Consider the following 25,325-nt stretch of genomic DNA (forward strand, 5'->3'; position numbering starts at 1 on the left):
GTATCTTTCAACTACATCTGCCCTGTGGGTATAATAAATTTAAAATTAAACAGGAACAAAACCGTATATTTTTAAGCCTTTATTGAATAGGTTTTTATTCCTTCCTTATAAAAAATTTACTATTACCTGGCATTTTTCACCATAAAAAAAGGACTTGCATATGCAAGTCCTTTTTCTAATTATTTACTACTGCAGTCGCTTTCGGTAGGGCATGATGAACAGCCGCAACCGCAGCTGCTTTTTCCCTGCTTTTTATTGGAGAAGGCTTTATAAAGAGAAAAGCCCACAATTGAAATTGCAATAATAACGATAATAATATCTGCCATATTAACATCTCCTTTTATATGGCTTTTTACCTATACAAAGGTAAAGTGAAAAATGATACAAATCTTTCTTTATGCTGTAGCTCTTTTACTTTAATAAGCAATTATAAGCTTTGTTAAAGCAAAGCTATTGTAAAGCGTTTACTACAGAAATAAACTTGCCACATGGAATACCATAAAGGCGCCTACCCAAGATACAATCAGCTGGAAGGCAATTGTAAGCCAGAAATATTTTCTAGAACCCATTTCCTTTGACAAAGCTGCTACGGCTGCAAAGCAGGGCACTGTTAAAAGCATGTAAGCAAGGAAAGATAATGCGGCGGCCGGAGAGAAGCTTGCAAGTAATGATGCCTGCAAAGCGGATTCTGCGGAGCTGTCTTCAAGGGCATCGCCTAATCCTGGGGTATAAAGCTGGCCCATTGTTGTAACAACGGCTTCTTTAGCAACGAATCCTGTTAAGATAGCTGCTACGGTCATCCAGCCGTTAGGTCCGCTGACGAAACCTAATGGTGCAAATATAAATTTAATTGAGGAAGCCATTATGCCAAGCATGCTTTCGGCGCTGTTAGGCTCCGGAAGAAGCTGAAGGCTGAAATTGAAGTTTGAAAGGAACCATATAATAATAACGGATGCTGTAAGTATTGTACCTGCTTTTATAGCAAAGCCCTTTGCCTTTTCCCAAAGATGAATCATAAGGGATTTAAGGCTTGGAATTCTGTAAGGCGGAAGCTCTAATATAAAAGGTGCGTGATCTCCTTTAAAAAGAACGTTTTTAAGTATAATACCGCAGATAATAGCCATAACGATTCCGAATAAATACATTCCGAAAACCACCGTGTCGGCATTGTTCGGGAAGAAAGCGGCGGCAATAAGAGCGTGTATTGGAAGCTTAGCACCGCAGGACATAAAGGGAATCAGCATAATGGTAAGAACTCTGTCTTTTTCTCTTTCGATTGTCCTTGTTCCCATAATGGCAGGAACGCTGCAGCCGAAGCCCATAATCATAGGCATAAACGATTTTCCAGAAAGGCCGAATCCTCTTAAAAGCCTATCCATAACGAAAGCAGCTCTCGACATATATCCTGAATCCTCCATAATGGAGAGGAAAAGGAAAAGCACAAGTATTTGAGGAAGGAAGGAAAGAACCGATCCGATACCTGCAAAAATACCGTCGATAACAAGTCCCATTGCCCAGTCTGAGGCGCCTACACCTTCAAGAAGGGCAACCATGCCCTCAGTAGCGATTTCAACAATAGTTTCCGTAAGGCCTTGCAAGAAAACGCCGGGGCTGTTTATTCCCAGGAAAAGAAAGTCCTCGGAGAAGGTGGTATGGAAAACAACCCACATAAAAACAAGGAATATGGGAATACCCAAATATTTATGAGTAAGGATTTTATCTACCTTGTCAGAAACGGATTCTTCTGTTGCGGAACTGCTTCTTTTAAGAAGCGGGCTTAAGTTTTTCGTTATGTATTTATATCTTAAATCTGCAACGATTGCTTCACAGTCGTCCATCTGGCCGACGGAAGCAACTTCTTTCTGAACTGAGGAAAGCTCTGAGTTATTTACCATAGAGCCTAATTTTTTAACAACCTCTTTATCGTTATCCACAAGCTTAATTGCGTAAAAAAGCTTATTGTCAACAGGCTTTTGTTCAAGCGCATGGAGCATTGTTTCTATAGCGGGATAAATAGGAGAATCCTTTAATATGGTTTTAGGCTCTCTTTTTTGCTTCGAAACTTCAACCACTTTTTTCATGAGGTTATCGATGCCCTTATTTGTAGAAGCGGAAATAGGCACTACCGGAACCCCCAGCTTTTGCTCAAGCTTGGCAATATCTAAGGCGTCATGATTTTTTTCTATAACGTCTATCATATTAAGAGCGATTACCATAGGGCATTCTGTTTCCATAACCTGAGAGGTGAAATATAAGTTTCTCTCAAGATTTGTTGCATCGACGATGTTAATCACTACATCGGGTTTTTGGTCAAGCAAATAGTCTCTTGCGATAACTTCTTCCGGCGAATAAGGTGATAAAGAATATATACCTGGAAGGTCTACAACGGTTATATTCTCTTCTTTCATTTTAGTATATTTGCCTTCTTTGCTTTCAACAGTAACGCCGGGCCAGTTTCCTACTCTTGCAGTGCTTCCAGTAAGCTGATTGAAAAGAGTAGTCTTACCGCTGTTTGGATTTCCTGCGATTGCGACTTTTATAGACATTTTCATTTTCCCCTCTTTATAATCTCGTTTTACTTTTCAACTATAATTTGTGATGCTTCTGATTTTCTAAGGCTTAACTCGTATCCCCTTACATTAATTTCAATAGGGTCACCTAAAGGTGCTACCTTTTTCATGATAATTGAAGCACCGGGGGTTATACCCATATCAAAAAGCCTTCGTCTAAGCATACCCTCTCCGTTCACCTTTACGACGGAACCCCTCTCATTGGGCTTGAGCTGGTCCAAGGTTGTTTCCATCTCTCTCTCCTCCTTGTTTTCACATACGCTGAATATACTCTTTATAAATCCCCGTTAATTTTAATATAACGGGGAAAGCATAGAATAAAGCGTGCAGTTCAAAATGAACTGAATATAGCGTTTGCTAACTATGTTAGCTTATCATAACTTGATTATATTACGCTAGACTAACTTTGTCAAGAATATATAGTTAGTCATAATAAATCAAAAAATATATAGGCATTTTCCCATGCTTAAATAATGTAAAATTATAAAGCTTCTATAATTTAAAACGGAATAAATAAGCTTTATATAAGTGAATTATTATATGAAATTTGCAATTTGACCTTATGGAAGAAGTATGGATTATAGCTATTGTAAGAAATGCTGTAAAATAATATATTTTACAGCATTTTGTCTGAATAAGGCAAAGGCCGAGAAGCTGGCTATAGTCAATTTCAAATGAAACAGTAATAAAAATCAATATTTTATGCTTAGTGAGCCTAGAAACTGTTAAAGTATTTTCAGGCGAACGCCCCCTTATAGCCAACAAAGATATTTTAATCTTTGTTGGCTATGAATGGCTTAAACATAGGGATTCTATATGTTTAAGCCGTTTATGAAAAATAGATTTTTATTGCATCCTTCTGTGAAATTTATTATAAATCCGCAAATTGATATAGGCCCATGGACCTGAGTATAGTAAATTTAAAGTTAAACAGTAGCAAAGGCGTATATTCACGAAGGCTCAAAAATGTACCGTTTCCGAAGGAAATCCGTGTTTTTGAGCCTTAAGGGAATAGGCTTTTGCTGCTTCTTTATGATAAATTTACTATAAATAACCCTAAGAACTTGTTCCTGCATTATTTAGCTAAGGCGCCTATAAACCATAGAAAAAAAGACCAAATAAGTAAAAAAGCCCTGTAAAAACAGGGCTCATGAAAACGAAAAAGTATTTATATTGATTTGCAGAAAGCAAACATAAAAATTTATACAAAATAAGCAAATTTCTATTTTTATTAACTGTATAGTTTAGCTGCACCCGGTGGTTGTTCCGCATTCTGTGCAGACATAGCAGGTTCCGTTTTTAACCATTTTTTCCGATTGGCAATTAGGGCATATGGCTCCTGCTACAAAGTCGCCGTGGTTATAGACCTGATGCAGGTTCTTTTCTTCTTTATAGCCTTCGGGCTTAACTTGGCAGTATTTATAATTGCCAAGTTCTATATCGATTATTTTGCTGATTAAATCGGATATGGAATCTACAAATTTAATATAGGGGTGGCCGGTTACATAGCCTGAGGGTTCAAATTTCTGTCCTCTGTACATGCTTGCAATATCCTCCGGCGGAACACCGTATTGCAGCATTTTTGATATTGTTGTGGAGATGCTGTCAAGAAGCCCTTTCGTAAGAGAGCCTTGCTTTCCGCTGGAGACATAAAGCTCTCCAAGCCTTCCGTCTTCATAATAAGAAGTTGTGATATAAAGCTTAAGGCCGTTAATTGCAGCTTCATGGACTCTTGCATTTCGGATGCCCTTAGGTTTTACCCTTAAGGGAATTTCTGATTTATGAGCAGTCTTTGCATATTCCAGAAGCTCTTTGTAGGTCATATCCTCAAGACGCTTTTCCTTCGGGTCGGTTTTTACGGAATTCAGGGGCTGACTTTCTTTGCAGCCGTCCCGATAGAGGGCAATGGCCTTGATGCCCATTTTCCATGCATCCATATAAATGTCTTTAATATCATCGGCAGTTGCGGAATTAGGCAGATTCACCGTCTTTGAAATAGCTCCCGTAACATGGGGGGTCAGGGCAGCCATCATTTTAATATGGCCCATGGGGCTGATATAGCGGCTTCCTGTGCCGCAGGGGTTTGCCGTATCGAAAACAGCATAATGGGCTGTCTTTAAATGAGGGGCGCCTTCTATTTTACCGTCTGCAATCATGGAATAGCCGTCTACTTCTTCCTTTCGCATGACGTAATCAATGATGTCTTTAATTTCTTCTTCCTTATACCCAAGCTTTTTAAGGGCCGGGGCAATAGAAGGATTTATAATTTCCATAAAGCCGCCGCCGGCAAGCTTCTTATAGGCAATGTGGCTGAAAAACGGCTCAGAAGATGTAGTTGCACAGTCCATGGCAAAGGATATGGTTCCCGTAGGGGCAAGAACAGAAACCTGAGCGTTTCTATAGCCATTTTCAACCCCTTCCTCTATGGCCTTCTGCCATACTTCCTTTAAGCTTTCCGAAATATAAGGATAATCCATATTTTTAAGAAGATTATGGTCTATTACATGAGGGGCAACAGGCATGTTATGGAACTTTGTATCGGTTTCACTGTATCTGGCGGCCCGGGCATGGTTTTTTATGACTTCAAGCATGTGGTTTTTATTCATATCATAGCAGGAAAACGCCCCGACTTTTTCAGCCATCAGCGCTGAAGCAACATAAGACTCGCCTGTCATTAACGAAGTAAAGCTTGCGGCGATGGCTCTTGCCTCGTCTGAATCATAGGGAATACCCATGAGCATAAAAAGCTCCCCAAGGCTTGAAAGGCCTATTCCCGTGGTTCTGAATAAATAGGATTTACGGGCAATATCCTTGGTTGGAAACTGGCCCCAGTGGATGGTTGCTTCAAGAACAAGCTGAACGAAGAAAACACAGTGAAGATAGCCTGTAATATCAAATTCTCCCGTTTCCTGATTATAAAACCTTACGATATTGATGCTTGCAAGATTGCAAGCCGTATCGTCTAAAAACATGTATTCGGAGCAGGGGTTAGAAGCGTTGATTCTATTATGGGGGGCGCCGTATTTTCCGTCTTCTCCGCAGGGGCAGGTATGCCATGCGTTAATGGTATCATCAAACTGAACCCCCGGGTCACCGCAGCGCCATGCTGCGTAGGCAGTCTTGTCCCATATTTCTGAAACAGAGATTTCCCTGTCTGCCGATGGGTCTAATCTTCCTTTCAGCTGCCATGTTTTATCTGTACCGATGCTTTCCATAAAGCGATTGGGAATCCGTATGGAGTTATTGGCATTCTGCCCGCTTACGGTTTCATAGGCTTCCCCTTCAAATCCTGTAGAATAGCCCATTTTGCCAAGAGCCTTTACCTTTTCTTCTTCTTTGGCCTTCCACAGGATAAAGTCAAGGATTTCCGGATGGTCAAGGTTCAGGATATTCATTTTTGCGGCTCTTCTTGTAGTTCCGCCGGATTTTATTGCCCCTGCGTTTCTGTCGGATACTTTGAGAAAGCTTAATAGCCCCGACGACTTTCCGCCGCCGGAAAGGGATTCATTTATTGCTCTTATAGGGGACCAGTTGGTTCCTACCCCTGAGCCGTATTTAAAAAGCAGTGTTTCGGTAGTGATTTGGTCGGTTAATGATTTTTCCCCTATAAGGGAATCCTCTATGCTTATAATAAAGCAGGCGGAGCCTTGGGTTCTTGTAAATGCATTTTCGGAAAGGACAACCTCTTTCTTATTTTCATCATAATAGAAATGCCCTTGGGCAGGGCCCTCTATATCGTAGGCATGAAAAAGCCCTGTATTGAACCATTGAGGGCTGTTGGGGGCCCACATTTGGCTTATCATCATGAAAGCAAGCTCATCGTATACGATGGCCTTCTGGGAATCGTCTATGATTTTTTCATTGGCAAGGGCTTCTGTCCAGAAGTGCACCATTCTGTGAATAATGTGCTTTAGGGAATATTCATAGCCTCTGTCGTTATTCACGCCTTTTTTTCTGAAATATTTGCTGGCTATAATATCGCAGGCGGTTTGGGAATAATGTTCCGGAAATTCCAAATCCTCCATATCGGTTATCATTTTATTGGTTGCATGGTTTTTAAGCTTTACATTTACCTTTTTCCATTTGAAAAGGTCATAAACGCTTTTATTAGAGCCTTCAAGGGCTTTTGTATAGAGCCTTTTTACGGCGTTATCTATTTTCATATGTTCCTCCCCTAGTTAGTTTATACTATATATTGTATCACTGAAAGCCGAAGTGTCAATATCTTGTGGTCTTAAAATTATAAGGGTTTTTATCGCAGTTTTTCTCTATTTTGGCCTATGATAGATTAATTGTGTCCGAAATTTAAAAATTTGTTTCTCTTATTTACAAAAAAGATAATTCTATATCCCTGTTTCATTAAAATAAAGAGGCCCCAATGGGATAAATGCATAAAAAATCGTTTTAAGCATAAAACTAATTAAGAAATCCGTAAGATTTATTATGTTCATAAATAGATACATAAATTGCGGCAATATTGCCATAAGGAGAATATTATGCTTAAAATCGGTTTTGCAATGGGTGTGGAAGGGTACTTAACCTCCGACGCCACAGAGGATATTTTAAAGGAATATTTTGACGAAGCTTCCTACGAAATCGACCTTATCGGCATACGGGAAGAAGAAAAGGAATATGACATTATCGTCCTTAACCATCATAAAGAAAACATAGATATCCTTCCTTTTTTAAACAAAATGGATCCAAAGGGGATTCTTCTTTTAAACTCCGACGAGAAAATACTTCAGGGCCTTTCCGTAAAAAGGCCTGTAAGGCTTGTTACATTCGGCCTGAATCCTAAATCCAGCATAACGGCTTCAAGCATCGTTGAAAACGATTATATTTCCATGCAGTGCTGTATCCAAAGAGTAATAGAAGACATCGGCGGCAACGAGATATACCCTCAGGAATTTACCGTAAACATATACGATAGGAATATGACCATATATGACGCCATGGCCGCTGTGAGCGTTGTTATTCTTTCCGGGGTAGATATAGAGAAGGCAGGCTCTCTATTTAATATCGGAAATCATTAAAATCAATTCCCATAGGTGAAGGCTTTGTTTTCTTATATCTGGCAAGGTATGGGATAAATATTTATGATAAACCTAAAATGAAACAGGAATAAACCATATATCGCGTAGATTCAAGAATGTACTGTTTCTGAAGAGAATCCGTATTTTTGAGTTTTTAGCACATCGTTTTTTGCCGCTTTTTTATGAGAAATTTATTTTAAAGATACGGTAAACCGGAATTTAAAAAAGGTCCAATCAAAGTTTATAGTCTTTTCAGCTTCTCTAAGAATAAAGCCCTAAGCTCAAAAAAGTATTAATTGAATTCTAAAATACAAGCCCTTTGAATAAAATGAGTTATAGATTGGTGCAAGGCTTACGGCAGCTGAGTTTAAAAAGAGCAGGGCCTGGAGAAAATATTTTGTTTTCTAAAGATTTTGCTGTTTTTAAATTTTTGCTGCTGCACAAAAGATTCTTAATCTAGCAAATTAATTAAACGAAGGGAGAGTATTTTAATGCACCTTGAAAACTTTGAAACAACAAATCTCATAGAAATAAGAGGGCAGGTAGTATCGGAATTTAGTTTCAGCCACGAAGTATACGGAGAAGGCTTCTATAATTTTTACATAGAGGTTCCAAGGCTCAGCGAAACGAGCGACATTCTTATGGTTACAGTATCCGAAAGGCTTGCAAGCCATATACCTGAAGGAGCATATGTTTCCGTTATAGGCCAAGTGAGAAGCTATAATAATTATGTACAGGAGGAGAACAGGAATAAACTTATTATTACGGTTTTTGCAAGAGAAATAGAAGAACTAAATGACATAGAAGAAATAAGAATGAAAAACCCCAACAGCGTTTATCTTAACGGCTTTATATGCAAAGAACCGGTATTTAGGAAAACCCCTTTTGGAAGAGAAATAGCCGACCTCTTGCTGGCAGTTAACCGTTCTTATAATAAATCCGACTATATTCCCTGTATTCTTTGGGGGAGAAACGCAAGATTTGTTTCCGGCTTAAGCGTAGGAGATAATATTAAAATAAGCGGAAGAATGCAATCAAGGCTTTATCAGAAAAAATATGAAAACGGCGACATAGTTGAAAAAACCGCCTTTGAAGTTTCCGTATCAAAGGTCGAAATCATATAAAAATTTGAGTGTTTACAATGAAAAAAGCAGTTATGATTAAATAAATATGAAATAGCAGCATTATCAATTTGCTTTGCCCTTATTTTATACTTTTAAAGATAAATGTCTGAAGCGGAATAAAAGCAAATTGACTATAATGAAATAGCCTTAAGACAGCAACAAAAATCTATTTTCATAAACGGCTTAAAATAATAGAAGCGCTTATATTAAGCCATTCATAGTTAACAAAGCTGAAAAGAGCTTTGTTGACTATAAGGGGACGTTCACCTGAAAATATTTTTACAGCTTCACTATAAATGTTTCCAGGTTTACTAAGTATAAAATATACGGTTTTTGTTCCAGTAATTAAACCATTTTACTATATATGGTTTATATATTTATTTGTTGTCAATCGCAGTCAGGGCGAAAGTTTTTGTGGTTTATTGCTTTTATAATAAATGAAATAATGCAGAAAAATATTTTAATAAAGGAGAGGAATAATTACTATGGTAAATTTCTTGCAGAGAAGTAACATGGCCTATCCGCTATGGACTTAAAAACACGGGTTTCCGCAGGAAACGCTGCTTTTTAAGTCAAAGTGAATATATGGTTTTGTTACTGTTGAACCTTAAATTTACTGTAATCCTATTTAGAAAGTTTTGTTCTATTGAGAATTTATAAAAGTTGATTGCCATGAGACTTTTTAAGTCTGATACTGCAAAGCCTAAATCAGGAGGGATTATATGAAATCTGAATTATATATTCAGCTTGGAGATAAGCAGACCGATTCTAAAATACTCACCGATACTGCAGCGGAAATATGGAAGGCCGAAGGCCATAAGATGAAAGAGCTTTCTTCTATTAAGCTATGCTTCAAGCCTGATGAAGGCAAATGCCATTACGTCATAAACGGTATTGAAAAAGGATATTTCTGCGTATAAATAATATTTTAGAAACGCCAAAACCTTTAAACCGATAAAAGATGCTTATTATCCAAAGTTAAATATATTTTTCTGGCCCTTTATTACATAATATAAAGCATAACTTTTTTATCCCTATGGTTCATTCAAACACTCTTTATTTTTATAAAGAGTGTTTTTTAATACTTTCGTCAGTATTATGTAATGAAGAGGTAATAATCACAATACTTCGTATGTGGTATAATGTGAAGAGCTTCTCCTGTGGGAGAAGCTCTTCATGAATACATTCGTGAAGCGAATGGTTGCTTGGCTTAAGAAGTATTTCGTTTAAAATCAAAGTCATTTCATATATTCTATTAGGGCATGTTTGTAAAATCAAAACTCTAGTTTATTTTGCCTAAAAGGTATGACTTCTTCGTCGAAAATCCTCAAGATATGCCGTACAGGTTTACCCATGGTAAACCTAAACGCTCAACATTTTTGCATAAAGCAAAAATGTAAATGCATGCTATCTCTGCGGTTTTCTCCTCGAATTCACACTTTTTTGCAAACAATACATTTTCAGCTGTAAAATAATAAATAAACTAAAGTTTATTTATTATTCTTGTCGGTTTCTCTATTTACAAACAATGCCTAGCTCATTAAAATATTTCTTTTGAGAATGCATGAGTAAAAATTACAAATATGATACAATAAATAAAGTTTTCTTATTAAGTAAAATAAAGTATTAAGGATTACGTATATATATTTAAAGCATTAAAATAACGCTTTTTGTTACCGTAATTATTTTGTTTCACTGTATTATTCTTCAGAGCATTTTTTGAAATAAAGAATGCAGATTTCAGGATATGCTGTAAAGAATAGTGGCAATAGATTTAATTTAATACGAAAGGAAAATTAAATGAACGAAGAGACGAGGAGCAAAAGAAGAAATAATAATCCCAAAAGGCAAAAAGGGAACGGCTTTTTTAAGCCTGTGTTTTTAGGCTTCCTATTTATAATTTTTATTTTTGCAGTTTCATTGGCCTTCAAAATATACATGCCTAATTTCAGCATCATTAATGTGCATGAGTTTTTCAGCAGGGACCAAAATTCCATTATGCTTGTAGTTGAAGATGAGATTATTAGCGGCTACAGCAATCCTGCAGTAAAAGAAGGGGAAATTTATCTTCCGGTGGATTTCGTAAAAGATTATATGGATAAATATATTTTCTGGGACGAAGCTTCAAAAAAACTTACCATAACCACGGAATATAAGGTTATGCAGATGAAAACAGAAGAGCTTACATATTATGTCAATATGAAGCCTATGGAGCTTAATCTTCCCGTATACGAAATAAATGAAACGGCATATATGCCGGAAGGGCTTTTAACGGAGCTTTACAATGTAGGCATGAAATACGACGAAAGCAATAATATTATTATCATCGACTATCTTGACAGGGATTTAAAATCGGGAAGCCTTATATCTAAAAAATCAGCCCTAAGATATAACCCAGATAAAAAAAGCCCCATAGAAAGATATATTTACGAAGGGGAAAGCTTTTATATTTATGAAGAAGAGGAGCTTTATTACCGTATAAGAACGGAAGACGGCCTTATAGGGTATGTTCTTAAAAAAGATGTGTCTGATATAAAGGAAGTTCCGGGGACTGAAAGGCCTATTGAAAAGCCCGATTATATTCAAAGCCCTATAGAGGGAAAAATTACCCTTGTATGGGATTTAATAGAGAAGGCAGAGCAGAATTCAAGAGAGAGCTCGAGAAAATACCATGAGGGTCTGGACGTATTAAGCCCTACATGGTTTCGATTTGACAGGGAGAGCTATAATGGGGATATATTAAGCATTGCAGATAATTCCTATGTTACCTGGGCCCATAATAACGGCTATCAGGTATGGGCCCTTATGAGCGACGAAGAAGACGGAGAAGTTACAGCCCAAATATTATCAAGCACCGAAAAACGAGAGCATGTAATAAAGCAGATTCTTGCCTTTTGCTCTTTATATAAGCTTGATGGAATCAATATCGATTTTGAAAGGGTAAGGGAAGCGGACGTACAGTATTTCCACCAGTTTTTAAGAGAGCTTTGGCCTCTTTTAAGGGAGCAGGGTGTAGTTCTTTCAGTAGATACCTTTGTTCCAAGGGCTTGGAGCATGTATTATAACAGAGGTGAAATCGCAAATTCATCAGATTATATATGCGTTATGACCTATGATGAAAATACCTACGGAGGAACCAGCGGCCCTAATGCCTCTATTCCCTTTGTTGAAGACGGGGTAGTTCAGTCCCTTAAGGAAGTTCCCAAGGAAAAACTTATTATGGGCGTACCCTTTTATTCAAGGGTATGGATGGAAGAGGAAACAGACACAGGCATAAATTATAAAATAAGAAACCTCGGAATGAACTATGCTTATAGAATGTTTACAGAAAACGGCGCCGAATTCCAATGGCTTGATGATTTAGGCTGCTATTACGGTGAGTTTGATACGGTAGAAGACGGAAAGAAAGTAAAATACAGAACATGGCTTGAAGATGAAAAGTCCATGGAGAGAAAGCTTGAGCTTGTGGAAAAATACGACTTGGCCGGCGTAAGCGCCTGGGTAAGAGGCCTTGAAAAAGAAGAAATATGGAGCCTTTTAGACAGTAAATTAAATAAATAATAAATAGCAAAAAGACTATGATGCCATAAAAGAGTATCATAGTCTTTTTTATAGGGAACTTAGATTTTAAAGATGCAAAATTATAATATAATTCTCCTATGAAACCGCAAGATTATATTACTTTTAAAGCATACAGCAAATTTAAAGTCAAATAGCAACAAAACTGCATATTCACAGAGGTTTAAAAATATACCGTTTCCAAAGGAAATCCATATTTTTAGGTGTGCAGCGAATCGGTTTTTGTTACTTCTTTATAAGATATTTGCTATAAATGCGGTGTTTTAACTTTATATTTTTAAAACGCCCTATAAAAATATAAAAAAGATATGCAAAATCCGCAGATTGCATAAATATGCAGTACATATGAATAAATATGTTGCAAAATTGAAAAAACAGGAGTATAATCAATTTATAAATTTTTTAGTACATATGAATGACAAGGACGAATACAAAATAAGAAAGAGGGTTCCATTTATGAAGAAATATTTTAAGTTTTTATTCATGTCTGTATGTGCCGCAGCACTTTTAAGCGGTTGCGGCGGAAAAGGCGCTGAAGCCGATAAGCCGGCCAATAGATTAGAGAAAATATTAGCAGAAGGAAAGCTTACCATTTCCACCTCACCGGACTATGCACCGTTTGAATTTATTGACCCAAGTAAAACCGGACAGGAAAGTATCGTCGGAGCGGATATCTCATTTGCTCAATATATTGCAGATGAATTAGGGGTAAAATTAGTAATAGAATCCATGAGCTTTGACTCCGCTTTAGCTGCCGTACAGGAAGGCAAAGTAGATTTATGCATTTCAGGCCTTGCTTACAAAGAAGACAGAGCCAAAGCAATGCAGCTTACAGAGGCTTATAATACAAGCACCGGTCAAGGCATTATGGTTTTAAAGGAGAAAGCAAGTGAATATGCAAAGGCAGAGGATTTTGCCGGTAAATTAATCGGTGCGCAGAACGGTTCTCTCCAGTATGAAAATGTTGAAAAGCAGCTTCCCGATGCAAAAATAGAGACCATTACAAATCTTACAGACGGCATTATGATGCTTCGTACAGGTAAAATTGACGCCCTTTCCATGAGCCAAAGCTCCGGAGAGCAATACGCTAAAAGCTATGAGGATATTGTAATGAGTGAGTTCAAATTTGACAGCTCAAAAGACGGTACTCGCGTAGGTGTCATGAACGGAGAAAAAGAACTTTTTGATAAAGTAAGCGAAATTATCGTAAAAGTAAATGAAGGCGACTTGTACGCTGGATGGCTTGAAGAAGCTACGGCATTATCTGAGAAAATTGCTAAAGGTGAATAATCAAAAACTTATTATCCATCTGTGCTTTTAGTGCAGATGGATAATAGTTGTTTAAAGAATAAATAACGAACTACTTCCAAATAATTTTTTTTAAAGGTATAATAATTATAGTAAATTAACTTAAAAAAATGGCCTTTATAGTAAAATAGCTTGAAGGCAGTAATAAAAACCTATTTTCATAAACTGCTTAAATATATATAGAAGCGTTTATATTAAGCCGTTTATAGTCAACAAAGCCGAAAAGATTTTTGTGGACTATAAGGGGACATTCCCCTGAAAACACTTTTACAGCTCCCCTGCAAGTGCTTTCAGGTTCGCTAAGTATAAAATATACGGTTTTTGTTACTGTAATTCATTATTTTACTTTATGCATGTTTTCAATAATCCATTTTCCATACATAATATCGGGGCAGTTTTTTAAGTGCATTTATTATAATGAATAACATTTGAAATTCAAAGGAGAGAAAATAATTGCTTAATCGTGCAGTAGACGTATTTATCAGATTTTATCCGGTATTCTTTGCCGGTCTGCGCATGACCCTTATTCTGTCTGCCCTTACGGTAATTTTAGGCACAGCCATAGGTTCTTTAATATGCTTGTGCCGTATGTCTAAATTTAAGCCTTTGAGCTTATTGGCTACGGCATACATAGAAATCATAAGAGGAACGCCTCTTTTGCTTCAATTGGTTTTCTTTTACTATGCAGTACCGGAAATTATAGGTTATGACCCGGGGAAATTTGCTTCCGTGCTGATGGCTCTTGTGCTTAACAGCTCCGGCTATGTGGCAGAAATTATAAGGGCCGGCATACAGGCCGTAGATAAAGGCCAGACGGAAGCCGCAAGAAGCCTTGGCTTAAACCCTTCTCAGACCATGATGAAGGTCGTGTTCCCTCAGGCAATAAAGAATATCCTGCCTACTTTGGGCAATGAGTTTGTTATGGTTATTAAAGAAACCTCTCTTGCCTCTAACTTCTTCTTAGGGGATTTAATGACCTCTGTTTCCATTATTAAAAGCGCCACCTACTCTACGATAGAACCATTGATTGTAGCCGGTGTCATCTATTTTGCATGTACATTCCCATTATCAAAAATTATCGCATTATACGAAAGGAGGCTTGCTACCAGTGATTAAAACAGTGAATTTAAGTAAAAACTTCGGAGAGCTTAAAGTTTTAAGGTCTATTAACGAAGAAATCGTAAAAGGCGAGGTTGTTTCTGTAATCGGGCCTTCTGGAAGCGGAAAAAGTACATTTTTAAGATGCCTGAACCTTCTTGAAGTACCTACGGAAGGGCAAATTATTTTTGACGGCGTAGATATTACAAGTAAAAACATAGATATTAATGTTCACAGGCAGAAAATGGGGATGGTTTTCCAGCACTTTAATGTATTCCCTCATTTAACTGTTCTGGATAATATTACCCTTGCTCCGGTTTTAACAGGAAAGCTGAAAAAGGAAGAAGCCGTAGAGCAGGCCCATGAGCTTTTGAAATTAGTCGGCTTAGGCGATAAATGGAGTGAGTTTCCCAAAAAGCTTTCCGGCGGGCAGAAGCAGAGAATGGCAATCGTCAGAGCCCTTGCCATGAATCCGGAGGTAATGCTTTTTGACGAGCCTACATCTGCTTTAGATCCTGAAATGGTAGGAGAAGTATTAAGCGTTATTAAAACATTAGTTGAAAAAGGTATGACTACTGTTATTGTTACTCATGAAATGGGCTTTGCCAGAGAAGTATCCGACAGGGTCTTCTTCATGGACGAAGGCATTATTGAAGAAAAGGGAACGCCGGCACAGATTTTCGGAGATCCTCAAAGCGCCAGAACAAAGGAATTTTTAAGCAAAGTACTTCATTAGAATAATCTATACAATCAATAGACTTAAAAAGAAGTGTTGATTGTAAGAGAATGTTCCTGAAACGCTTTTACAGCTTTACTGTAAGCGTTTTCAGGTTTACTAAGATAAATCAAAGGAGGCTTTTTAAATGAATGTGCAGGAAGTAACGAAGTATTTTTCAGATGCTGCAGATTATCAGGACGTGGATCAAAACAAGGTGGCGCAAGCTTTAAGCAAAGCCATTACATATAAGACTGTATCCTATGAGGATACTTCATTAATGGACGGAGACGCTTTTAAGGGATTGCATGCTCATTTTGAAGAAGCTTTTCCTTTGGTTCATAAAAATATGGAAAAGACGGTTATTAATGACTGGTCTCTCCTTTATCATTGGAAAGGTAGCGACCCCTCTTTAAAACCTGCTCTTTTTATGTCTCATTTAGATGTTGTTCCCGTAATGCCGGGAACGGAAGACGATTGGGAAGAGCCTGCTTTCAGCGGTAAAATAGACGGGGATATTCTCTGGGGAAGAGGCTCCATAGATACAAAAAGCCAGGTAATCGGCGAGCTTTACGCAGCGGAATATCTGATGGAAAAAGGCTATACCCCTAAAAGAGATATCTATTTTGTATTCGGCCATGACGAAGAAACCATGGGTGTAGACGGTTCCTTGGCTGCAATGGAGCATTTAAAGAAAAAAGGCGTTCAATTGGAATTTGTAATGGATGAAGGCGGCGGCTTTAAAATGGGCAGCGAATTCGGCGCTCCCGAGGCTCTTTTAGCCAGAATAGACATTTTTGAAAAAGGCTATATTGACGTAGCTGTAGAAGCAAACGCCGAAGGGGGACACAGCTCCCGTCCCGGAAAAGGCACAGCCCTTGGAAAAGTGGCAAAAGCAATCGGAAAAATCGAAGACAATCAATTGCCGCCTCATATAAATAAAGTAGTTTATAATATGTTTAAAGGCTTAAAGGATGTAATTACAGAAGAACCCTTTAAATCTTATGTAGAAAACATCGACACAAACCCCGAAGCATTTGCCGAATACTTATGCGAAGATAAGGACTTGGCGCCTCTTGTGCATACGACAACAGCATTAACCATGATTAACGGCTCTCCGGCCCCTAATGTGCTGCCTCAAAAGGTTCGCTCCGTTATTAATTTCCGTATTGCACCGGAAGATACCTGCGAATCCATTTTAGCCCATTGCAAAAAGGTTGCCGATGACCCGGAGCTTTCCATTACCATGACGAAGGGTCTGGACCCTTCAAAAATATCCAATATAGACTCCGTAGGCTATAAGGCCTTGGCAGATGCTACCCAAAAGTTCTTTAACGGCGTTACGGTGGTTCCGGGCCTTGTAACAGGCGGAACAGACTGCCGTTATTTTGAAGATATCTGTGACTGCTGCTACCGCTTTAGGCCTTTCATTGATAATATGGTATTAGGCTATACAACTCATGCAACAAATGAAAGATGCTACCTGCCGGCCCTGATGCAGGGAATTAAAGGCATCATAGAGATAATGAAAACCACCTGCTTTTAATTTAAAAAACCCCTTGCCTAGGCAAGGGGTTTTCCATATTTATAAAACAAATATTATTGAAGCAAAACAGGTTCAAGATAGTAAGAAAAAACTATTTTTCATAAACGGCTTAAGTATATGGAAGTGTTTATATTAAGCTTTTCTTACGGTAATAAAATCGTTTTACTATAAATATAAAAATATAAAATTTAAGTTTTATTTAAAATATCCCGTATAGGCAGAAGATTCTTCATCCCCTGCGATATCTTCTATCTTCCAGTAATCCCCATCTTTTATTAATAATAAAGTTACGTTGAAATGATAGCTTCCTTCAGAGGTTTTTGTATTATATTTTATATGGTATTCCTGCTTTATATCACTTGTATTTACCTTATCTGATATTTCGTAGCTTTCAACCCAGGGGCTTGAAACTCCTGTAATCCAGAAATCATATCCGTTTTCTTCAAGGGATTTTACATAGCTTTCCTTTAAAGCATCCGTCATTACGGCATATTGAATGGCGGCGTTTCTTTCGATTAATCCTTGTGACCATATATCAATGGCTTTTTCAGGAGAAACAGCCCCTAAACGATCTATGGCGTCGTATAACAAACGAAGCTTTGCTTTATCTTTACTGTAGAGTGAAATGGATTTTTCCTGTTCATTGTAAATCACTCCGCTGTCTAAGGCTTCTCCAATTTCCTTTATAGGAGCATAGGCCGTATCCTTATATATAAAGGGCTTTTTATCTTCTGGAAAAGTAATTTCCTTATCTTGCACAGAAACGGACTTTATATTGTAGAAAACCTCTATCGCATTTGATGCTGCGCCTGCATATACGGAGGTTAATCCTATGCTTCCTATAAATATTCCTGCAACGATGCTTTTTAAATCAAATTTCATAAAAGATCCTCCTTCTTCAATGTTTTTATGTAATGTTATTATACCATAAACATCGTTTTTTTCTCATACATTTCCCTGCGGAAAATGTATTCGTGACTTAAACTTAAGCTTTGCCTAAGTTTAAGTCATATTATACCACAAACGTAGGTTTCACTCATACTTTTACTTTGTGAAATGCATTCACGTTATATCATATAGTAAATTTGCTTTTCTGCCGCAGTCAGTAATGAACTCCAAGAAGGCATAAAATCTAGGAAAAGCAAATTTACAACGCTACTATTTTACTTTAGTTTGAGTGTAAGCATAGTTTTATAAAAAGTCTATATAGCTTGTATAAGTTTTTATCACTGCTTTGTATAGTAAATTTATCATAAAGAAGCAGCAAAAGCCTATTCCCTTAAGGCTTAAAAACACGGATTTCCTTCGGAAACGGTACATTTTTGAGCCTTCGTGAATATACGGCTTTGCTACGATTTAACTTTAAATTTACTATATAGACAATATTCCTAAATTGAAGCCTTTATCCTGTATCCAGTATAAAGGCATATTTTTATGCTGAAAAGCAGGAGGGCTAAACATAAAACAAAAAAGAAGATAAATATACTGTTTATAGAATATTTAATTATTTAAAACAATATATTGAACATGAATATATTTATTGGAATTTTAACCTGAAATAAGGCATAAATTATGTATATTATTGCTAATTCGTCAAAAGCCTCGAAAAATCAATTGACTTCTATTGGTGTTAATTATATATTATATTTAATATAATTAATTTTAGTTATACATAAAGAATTAATCGTGCTGCATTATTTTTCAACCTGTTTACTCAAGAAAATAAATATACTATCAACAGTATATTTCATAACAATATAATAAAAGGAGTGATATTATGAATCCTATGGGCTATGTAAGAAAGGAACCCTACAAGCTGTATATCAACGGTGCATTTGTTCCTGCGGAAAGCGGAAAGACATTTGAGGTTGTGAACCCGGCCAACAATGAAGTTTTCGCTGGGGCTTATTACGGCGGGGAAGCAGACGTGCAAAAGGCTATTGAAGCCGCGAGGGAAGCTTTTGACAATGGCGAATGGAGCAAAATGTCCGCCAAGGACAGAAGCAAGCTTCTTTTAAAGGCAGGAAAAATCTTATCGGAAAGGCTTGATGAGTTTGCCGTTGTCGAAGCCCTCGACTGCGGAAAAAATTACATGAGTGCCCGTTGGTATGATGCGGTGCTTTCAGTAGATGCTTTTGAGTTTTTCGCGGGAAAAGCAAGATGCCTTGACGGAAAGGTGGTTGACTGCGGCAATGATGTTTTAAATTACGTTATTTATCAGCCGAAGGGTGTCGTAGGTGAAATTCTCCCATGGAACGGGCCGTTTATGATGGGCTGCCAGAAGATTTCCGCCATTCTTGCGGCAGGCAATACTGTAGTTGTTAAGCCGTCGACTTTAGCTTCTCTTACCATGCTTATGATAGCGGAAGTTTTCCATGAAGCCGGTTTTCCAAAGGGTGTGTTTAACGTGGTAACGGGAAGCGGCGCAGAAGTAGGCGGCGCCCTTGTAAAAAGTGCCCTTGTCGATATGGTTTCTCTTACCGGCGGAACTAAGACCGGCAAAGAAATCATAGAGCTTTCAAAAGATACGGTGAAAGACCTTGCTTTAGAGCTTGGCGGAAAGAGCCCTCACATTATATTTGACGATGTTGATATAAAAAGAGCCGCAAAATGGGCGAAATTCGGATTTACTTTGAATAGCGGTGAAGTCTGCGTTTCAGGTACAAGGCTTATTCTCCATAAAAATATATATGAGGAATTTCTTGAAGCATTGAAGGAAGAATGCAAAAGCTTTGTTCCCGGGGACGGCTTTGCTTATGAAAAAGGCGCGAATTACGGAACCCTTATCTCCAAAGAACATGCCCAAACCGTATGGGGATATATTGAAAAAGGAAAGGCGGAAGGGGCAAGGCTTATCTGCGGCGGAGAGCCTTATACAGACCCTGAAATTACAAAGGGTAATTTCGTTCCTCCTACTGTTTTTGCAGATGTAACACCGGATATGACTATATTCAATGAAGAGATATTCGGCCCTGTGCTTTGTGTAACGCCTTTTGAAACGGAAGAAGAGGCTATTAAAATTGCCAACATGACTACATACGGCCTTGCGGGGGCGGTTGCGACAAATAATATGCAACGGGCTTTAAGGGTAGCAAGAGCCATCAAAGGCGGCCAGATTTATATTAACTCCTATTTCTCAAAGGGTATGATAGAGTCTCCGGGAACAGGCTGGAAGGAAAGCGGTTTAGGTGTAGCCGGAATTCATAAATATATGACAAGCAAAACAATATTTGTTGATATGGATGAAAAGAGCATACCGCCTATGTAGAAGGCGGTGAATATGTAAGGCTGTTTTACGGAAGGGCAGTTACAGTAAACTTAAAGTTAAACAGTAACAAAACCGTATATTTGTGAGGATTCAAAAATGCGTTTTAGAAGAAACACAATAAATCGCCTTTGTGAAACTGTCTTTATTTGATTTTATATATTGAAAGGCTTATACCTATTACGATATAAAGGTAATTTCAAATTAAACAGTAATAAAAATCGTATATTTTGAATGGATTAAACTTAGGGATTTTATATGTTTAAGCCATTTATGAAAAATAGATTTTTATTACATTCTTCAGTGAAATTTACTATAAAGGCAATTTCACTATATTTCCGGAGGGAATCGGTTTTTGTTACCTCTTTATAAGAAATTTACTATAAATTGCTGAAATCTGATTTGGATTTTCCGTGGAATTTGCAGATTTGCTTTTAAATTTGTATTTTATTGGATTCATACAGTAAATAACAAAAACAGGCAGAAATTTATATTTAATTACTGAATAGGGAAAATTTGAAAGTGAATTGGCTATATGGTATTATTCATATTAACTTTTAAAATTTAAAACGGTGGTGTTAATATGGATAAAAGAGAAATGGAAATAGACAAAGAAACAGAAATGGAAGAGGAAGGCGGCAATATTGACATAAGTATAGGCCTTAAAGTAAGGCAGCTCAGAAAGATGCGAAACGTATCTCTACAGCAGCTTTCAGAAGAAACTAAAATGAGCTATTCCTTTTTATCGAGGCTTGAAAACGGAAAGCATTCCATATCCATAGTTTCTCTTCAAAGATTGGCAAAATACTTCAACGTGGATTTAATATACTTTCTTGACAATAAGGACAGCTCCGTTAAGCTTATGCGTAAAAATGACAAGCTGGATTTTTTTACCGAGGAAGGTATTTCTTTTAGTATCGGTTCATCAAAATCTGAAAAGAACCTTCAGGTGAGTCATTATAATCTTCCGCCGGCATCGCCTCAGGAAAGGCATGTCCATAAGCATAAAAATGGAGAAGAGTTTATTGTAGTAACCGAAGGAGAGGTTTCTATAATGATAGAAGGAGAGAAGTATCAGCTGGGAGAAGGGGATTCTATTTTATTTTCATCAGAGGTGGAACATACCATATACACTGAAAGCAAAGGAGCAAAGCTCATCCTTGTGGCAAGCCCTCCCTACGGAAGAGACGTACTGGAATAAAACTGAAAAAAGCCAAGAAAAAATAAGGCTATTTTTAGAAAAATAATAGTCGGAATATTCCGTTATATATTATAAAATATGCTGTATAACAATATAGCCTCTTTGCTTTGAAAGGCCAAAAAATACGAGGAAATTCAAGGGTTTTTAAGGAGATAACGGCGTAATTGTCAGATTTTTAAAATTGAGGATTTTGCCATAAGGCTAAAAATGTGTTTCAGCTGAAGCAGATAGATAAAGCATTTTAATTTTCTTTAAATGTCAGTTCAGCTGGATAGGAAGTGAATTTTCTTTAAAGGTCACGGGGCATAAGCCTTTGCCGAAAAAGTTTCATATAGTAAATTTAAAGTTAAACAGTAACAAAACCGTATATTTCTTGAATTCACATGAAATAGCAGCGTTGTCAATTTGCTTTTCTTTTATTTTATGTTCCCTAAAGCTAAATACTTACGGCGGTATAAAAGCAAATTGACTATACGAGGATTCAAAAATGTGTTTTAGAAGAAATATAATAAAGCACCTTTGTGAAACTGCCTTTATTTGATTTTATATGTTGAAAGGCTTATATCTATTACGGTATAAAGGCAATTTCACCATGTTTCCGAAGGTAATCCGTGTTTTTATACTGCGTGAACTTGGAAAAGAATGCAGGCGTAGGCCTGCGAATCTTTTTAAGTGAGCGATTTCTTATGGTTATCAACCTTGTTTTTTGTTTGATAGCCAGGAATCCGTAGGGAATCGGTTTTTGTTATTTTTTTATAAGAAATTTACTACAGTATTAAAGTTGAGCCGGTTTGATGATTTTACATTTTTATAAGGAGGTATATGCAATGAGCGACAAAAGCAACAGTTCAGGCGGAAGCCTTACCATAGCCGCGTGTATTATGATAGCGGTAGGCGGCATGGTCGGAAGCTCCATATTTACTCTTTCAGGCGTTACGTACGGCATGGCGGGCCCCGGAGCCATTATATCGTGGATGGTTGCCGGTACAATCATATTGTTATATGCGCTGAACCTTTCGGAACTTGCTACGACATTTCCCCGCATGGGCGGTATATTTGTATATCCAAACATCATTTTAGGCAAAAAACAGCAGACAAAGGATTTTGCGGGATGGATTTCAGCCTGGAGCTGGCTGAACTGTTCCGTTCTCGGAACTGCATTTTCAGCCATATGCATTTCTACATATCTTCAGGAATTTATCCCTGTCGTTAAGGATTCTATGGCGCTTCAGTTTATAATTCCCCTTGTGTGGATATTCATGGGCTGGCTTTTAAATGCTAAGGGAATTTCCACCATGGGCAAAGCCAATCAGATATTAATTACGATTTTAATGCTGATATTTGCAGTCTTTATTATAGTAGGGCTTGGGCATGCAGATTTCCAGAATTTTAACCCCTTTGTAAGCGGAACAATGAAGACTCAGGGGGTTATAGCAGGCGTTCCCATAGCGATGAATGCCTACGGCTCTATCATTGCCATAGCCTCCATTGCCAATGAAATTAAAAACCCTAAGCGCACCATACCAAGGGCAATGGCTTCTGCGGTTCTTCTTACCATAAGCGTTTACTCTTTGATTCTTTTTACGACATTCGGCTTTGCTCCCGTTCAGGACTTTATAGCCGATCCAAGCAGACAGTATTATCCCCTTTTATACGCTTTATTGAGAGGGCTTAACGGCAAATTCGGATGGCTTATAGGTCTTATTCCCCTCGGGGCTTTGCTTGCCATATCAAACAGTATGCTGATTATGATTATGGACGCCGGAAGAACGGTTTGCGCCGTTGCAGAATCTGGCTTTCTTCCCAAAAAGTTTAAAGAAATCGATGAAAAGAGCAAAACCCCTGTGTTTGCCCTTGTTCTTGTGGCTGTTGTATCTGCAATTATTACATTAAGGCCCGATTTTATATGGCTTATGATTAATACAGGCTCCATATGCTCGGCTGTTACAGGGGCAATCATAGCCTTTACTGTAATCGTGTTAAGAAAGAAGCAGGCATCGGGAGAAATAAAAAACAAAAGTGAATTTCAGGTTCCCGGGGGCATATTCTTTCCTGTAATTTCAATCATCGCAATATTATTTATACTGATTGTATTTTACTTCGGCGAAGGCGGCGCTATGTCTTATATGCTTGCCGGCGGATATTATTTAATCGGTATCGTTATTTTCGCCATAAGGCAGATGGTAAAAAGCAAATAACAAATACCTATTGAAAGGGCCGTATCCGAAGGCGCAAAAGCCGTTAAAAAGTCTTCGGATACGCCCCTATAAAAGATACAATCAGCAAAACTTGAAAATAAGTTTGTTAACTATAAAAGGCAGCTTACTTAAAAACCGGTAAGCTATCGCTTGTATATTCTGTATTTGACTGTTTTTAAGCTTACTGCTTGTAGATTGTTTTAAAATTATAAGGCTTGATTAACTTTTTACGGGTGAAAAACGAAAGATTAATTTCTGTCAATTATTTTTAATTTATAGTAAATGAACTTAAAAACTAAGTTTATTTACTATGGACTTAATAAGTATACTTACTTGCCAAGGAGGGATGGTATGGCTAAGCTAAAGGCTGTACACTATATTAACCAATTTTATGCAGGCCTGGGGGGAGAAGAATCCGCTCATATGGGAATGACAGTATTGGACGAAAAGAAGGGCCCTGCTTTAGGTCTTGAAAAAGAATGGGGCTCCGAAATGGAAGTCGTTAAAATCATAGCCTGCGGAGATAACTTCATCAATACCGACGATAAATTTGAAAGCATTAAAGAAGAGCTCCTAAGAGAAATTAAAGAAGCAGAGCCGGACGTTTTTATCGCCGGGCCGGCATTTAACGCCGGACGCTACGGCGTTGCCTGCGCTAAAATGTGTGATTTGGTAAAAAGAGAGCTGGGCATAAAAAGCGTATGCGCTATGTGGCATGAAAATCCGGCCATCCGCATGTATGTTCAGAATATTTATATACTGCCTACTGCGGAAACGGCTACGGGTATGAAAAAGTCCATTCCTGCTCTTGCTAAGTTTGCCTTGAAGCTTGCAAAAGGAGAGAAAATAGGTCCTGCCCGAGCAGAAGGATATTTTAAAACAGGGCACCGTTACAATGAATACAATAAAGAGATCGGTGCGAAAAGGGTTGTGGATATTCTTTTAAAAAAGCTTCGTAACGAGCCTTATGAAACGGAGGTGCCCTTAAGAAGCTTCGATAAAGTACCCCCTGCGCCCCCTGTTGCGGATATGAAAAATGCCGTAATCGCTCTCATAACAACGGGAGGGCTTGTTCCCGTAGGTAATCCCGATAAGCTTAAGCAGGCATTTTCCATAACCTACGGAAAATACAACATGACAGGCCTTACGTCCCTTGAGAAAGGCGTTTACGAATCAATTCACGGAGGCTATGACACAACCTTCGCCAGTGCCGACCCGCACAGGCTGATTCCCTATGACCAGATGCTGGAGCTTAAAAAAGAGGGCGCGATTAAAGGCGTATACCATGAATTTTTCTCTACCTGCGGTATCGGAACCAATATCGACAGCAGTATCTCCATAGGCGCTTCCATGGCAAAGGCTTTGAAAGAAGCAGGGGTTTCAGCGGCTATTATGACGACCACCTGAGGCACCTGTACTCGTTGCGGCGCAACGATTTCAAAAGAGCTTGACAGAGAAGGAATACCCAATGCAGTAGTAACGGCTTTTACTTCCATAGCGTTTAACGTAGGGGCCAACAGGATTGTATTCGGCGGAGATTTTACGGCGCCGTCGGGAGACCCCAGCCTTCCGCCGGATAGAGAAAAGGTTTTCAGGCACAGAATTTTAGAGAAGGCGCTTTTTGCCCTTGAGGCCGGTACAAAAGAGCCTGTAATCTATACTGTAGATGAAGGCAAGGAGGGTTAAGA

The 25,325-nt window shown here is 38.1% G+C and carries 17 protein-coding genes; 12 read left to right on the forward strand and 5 right to left on the reverse strand.

The window, feature by feature from the left end; all coding sequences use genetic code 11:
* Positions 1–179 precede the first annotated feature (179 nt).
* The 4 genes from NBX03_RS02385 to NBX03_RS02400 all read right to left on the reverse strand — a co-directional run bounded on the left by NBX03_RS02385 (position 180) and on the right by NBX03_RS02400 (position 6,733).
* Positions 180–326: a FeoB-associated Cys-rich membrane protein gene (locus NBX03_RS02385; protein ID WP_250229180.1), complete on the reverse strand. Its 147-nt coding sequence runs from the start codon at positions 324–326 to the stop codon at positions 180–182.
* A gap of 141 nt (positions 327–467) precedes the next feature.
* Positions 468–2,546, reverse strand: coding sequence for a ferrous iron transport protein B (gene feoB / locus NBX03_RS02390; RefSeq protein WP_250229181.1), 2,079 nt, complete (start codon positions 2,544–2,546; stop codon positions 468–470).
* 29 nt (positions 2,547–2,575) lie between these two features.
* Positions 2,576–2,803 (reverse strand): FeoA family protein, encoded by a 228-nt coding sequence (locus NBX03_RS02395; protein WP_250229182.1) that lies wholly within the window; start codon positions 2,801–2,803, stop codon positions 2,576–2,578.
* Between the two features lie 1,011 nt (positions 2,804–3,814).
* Positions 3,815–6,733: a vitamin B12-dependent ribonucleotide reductase gene (locus NBX03_RS02400; RefSeq protein ID WP_250229183.1), complete on the reverse strand. Its 2,919-nt coding sequence runs from the start codon at positions 6,731–6,733 to the stop codon at positions 3,815–3,817.
* 333 nt (positions 6,734–7,066) lie between these two features.
* Between NBX03_RS02400 and NBX03_RS02405 the strand changes: the two genes are divergently transcribed.
* The 8 genes from NBX03_RS02405 (at position 7,067) to NBX03_RS02440 (ending at position 16,973) form a co-directional block, all read left to right on the forward strand.
* On the forward strand, positions 7,067–7,603 hold the full coding sequence (locus tag NBX03_RS02405; RefSeq protein WP_250229184.1) for a UDP-N-acetylmuramoyl-tripeptide--D-alanyl-D-alanine ligase: 537 nt from the start codon (positions 7,067–7,069) through the stop codon (positions 7,601–7,603).
* A 491-nt stretch (positions 7,604–8,094) separates the two neighbouring features.
* The gene (locus NBX03_RS02410; protein ID WP_250229185.1) at positions 8,095–8,727 is read left to right on the forward strand and encodes a single-stranded DNA-binding protein; all 633 of its coding nucleotides are present in this window, start codon (positions 8,095–8,097) and stop codon (positions 8,725–8,727) included.
* Positions 8,728–9,449: 722 nt separating this feature from the next.
* Entirely contained in the window at positions 9,450–9,647 is a 198-nt protein-coding gene (locus NBX03_RS02415) for a DUF6465 family protein (protein ID WP_250229186.1), read from the forward strand.
* An 880-nt stretch (positions 9,648–10,527) separates the two neighbouring features.
* Positions 10,528–12,288: a glycosyl hydrolase family 18 protein gene (locus NBX03_RS02420; RefSeq protein ID WP_250229187.1), complete on the forward strand. Its 1,761-nt coding sequence runs from the start codon at positions 10,528–10,530 to the stop codon at positions 12,286–12,288.
* Between the two features lie 474 nt (positions 12,289–12,762).
* Positions 12,763–13,596 carry a transporter substrate-binding domain-containing protein gene (locus tag NBX03_RS02425; protein ID WP_250229188.1) on the forward strand — a complete coding sequence of 278 codons (834 nt, stop codon included), beginning with the start codon at positions 12,763–12,765 and terminating at the stop codon, positions 13,594–13,596.
* A gap of 471 nt (positions 13,597–14,067) precedes the next feature.
* Positions 14,068–14,730 carry an amino acid ABC transporter permease gene (locus NBX03_RS02430; protein ID WP_267134867.1) on the forward strand — a complete coding sequence of 221 codons (663 nt, stop codon included), beginning with the start codon at positions 14,068–14,070 and terminating at the stop codon, positions 14,728–14,730.
* The gene (locus tag NBX03_RS02435; protein ID WP_250229189.1) at positions 14,723–15,448 is read left to right on the forward strand and encodes an amino acid ABC transporter ATP-binding protein; all 726 of its coding nucleotides are present in this window, start codon (positions 14,723–14,725) and stop codon (positions 15,446–15,448) included. Before NBX03_RS02430 ends, NBX03_RS02435 begins: the two co-directional genes overlap by 8 nt.
* 127 nt (positions 15,449–15,575) lie before the next feature.
* The gene (locus NBX03_RS02440) at positions 15,576–16,973 is read left to right on the forward strand and encodes a M20/M25/M40 family metallo-hydrolase (RefSeq protein WP_250229190.1); all 1,398 of its coding nucleotides are present in this window, start codon (positions 15,576–15,578) and stop codon (positions 16,971–16,973) included.
* Between the two features lie 195 nt (positions 16,974–17,168).
* Here NBX03_RS02440 and NBX03_RS02445 read toward each other — a convergent pair whose 3' ends face one another.
* Positions 17,169–17,855 (reverse strand): stalk domain-containing protein, encoded by a 687-nt coding sequence (locus NBX03_RS02445; protein ID WP_250229191.1) that lies wholly within the window; start codon positions 17,853–17,855, stop codon positions 17,169–17,171.
* An 895-nt stretch (positions 17,856–18,750) separates the two neighbouring features.
* Here NBX03_RS02445 and NBX03_RS02450 point away from each other — a divergent pair.
* From NBX03_RS02450 to NBX03_RS02465, 4 genes are all read left to right on the forward strand, one after another.
* Positions 18,751–20,241: an aldehyde dehydrogenase family protein gene (locus NBX03_RS02450; RefSeq protein WP_250229192.1), complete on the forward strand. Its 1,491-nt coding sequence runs from the start codon at positions 18,751–18,753 to the stop codon at positions 20,239–20,241.
* Positions 20,242–20,821: 580 nt separating this feature from the next.
* The gene (locus NBX03_RS02455; RefSeq protein WP_250229193.1) at positions 20,822–21,439 is read left to right on the forward strand and encodes a helix-turn-helix domain-containing protein; all 618 of its coding nucleotides are present in this window, start codon (positions 20,822–20,824) and stop codon (positions 21,437–21,439) included.
* Positions 21,440–22,266: 827 nt separating this feature from the next.
* Positions 22,267–23,637: an APC family permease gene (locus tag NBX03_RS02460; protein WP_250229194.1), complete on the forward strand. Its 1,371-nt coding sequence runs from the start codon at positions 22,267–22,269 to the stop codon at positions 23,635–23,637.
* A gap of 351 nt (positions 23,638–23,988) precedes the next feature.
* Positions 23,989–25,323, forward strand: a complete 1,335-nt coding sequence (locus tag NBX03_RS02465; RefSeq protein WP_250229195.1) for a glycine/betaine/sarcosine/D-proline family reductase selenoprotein B — start codon at positions 23,989–23,991, stop codon at positions 25,321–25,323.
* The last annotated feature ends 2 nt before the right edge of the window (positions 25,324–25,325 follow it).

Source organism: Anaeropeptidivorans aminofermentans, assembly GCF_940670685.1.
GTDB lineage: Bacteria > Bacillota > Clostridia > Lachnospirales > UBA5962 > Anaeropeptidivorans > Anaeropeptidivorans aminofermentans.

Bases quoted from the DNA above. Each gene is read 5' to 3' on its own strand.
- NBX03_RS02385 (WP_250229180.1), bottom strand. From the start codon at position 326: ATGGCAGATATTATTATCGTTATTATTGCAATTTCAATTGTGGGCTTT.
- feoB (WP_250229181.1), bottom strand. From the start codon at position 2,546: ATGTCTATAAAAGTCGCAATCGCAGGAAATCCAAACAGCGGTAAGACT.
- NBX03_RS02395 (WP_250229182.1), bottom strand. From the start codon at position 2,803: ATGGAAACAACCTTGGACCAGCTCAAGCCCAATGAGAGGGGTTCCGTC.
- NBX03_RS02400 (WP_250229183.1), bottom strand. From the start codon at position 6,733: ATGAAAATAGATAACGCCGTAAAAAGGCTCTATACAAAAGCCCTTGAA.
- NBX03_RS02405 (WP_250229184.1), top strand. From the start codon at position 7,067: ATGCTTAAAATCGGTTTTGCAATGGGTGTGGAAGGGTACTTAACCTCC.
- NBX03_RS02410 (WP_250229185.1), top strand. From the start codon at position 8,095: ATGCACCTTGAAAACTTTGAAACAACAAATCTCATAGAAATAAGAGGG.
- NBX03_RS02415 (WP_250229186.1), top strand. From the start codon at position 9,450: ATGAAATCTGAATTATATATTCAGCTTGGAGATAAGCAGACCGATTCT.
- NBX03_RS02420 (WP_250229187.1), top strand. From the start codon at position 10,528: ATGAACGAAGAGACGAGGAGCAAAAGAAGAAATAATAATCCCAAAAGG.
- NBX03_RS02425 (WP_250229188.1), top strand. From the start codon at position 12,763: ATGAAGAAATATTTTAAGTTTTTATTCATGTCTGTATGTGCCGCAGCA.
- NBX03_RS02440 (WP_250229190.1), top strand. From the start codon at position 15,576: ATGAATGTGCAGGAAGTAACGAAGTATTTTTCAGATGCTGCAGATTAT.
- NBX03_RS02445 (WP_250229191.1), bottom strand. From the start codon at position 17,855: ATGAAATTTGATTTAAAAAGCATCGTTGCAGGAATATTTATAGGAAGC.
- NBX03_RS02450 (WP_250229192.1), top strand. From the start codon at position 18,751: ATGAATCCTATGGGCTATGTAAGAAAGGAACCCTACAAGCTGTATATC.
- NBX03_RS02455 (WP_250229193.1), top strand. From the start codon at position 20,822: ATGGATAAAAGAGAAATGGAAATAGACAAAGAAACAGAAATGGAAGAG.
- NBX03_RS02460 (WP_250229194.1), top strand. From the start codon at position 22,267: ATGAGCGACAAAAGCAACAGTTCAGGCGGAAGCCTTACCATAGCCGCG.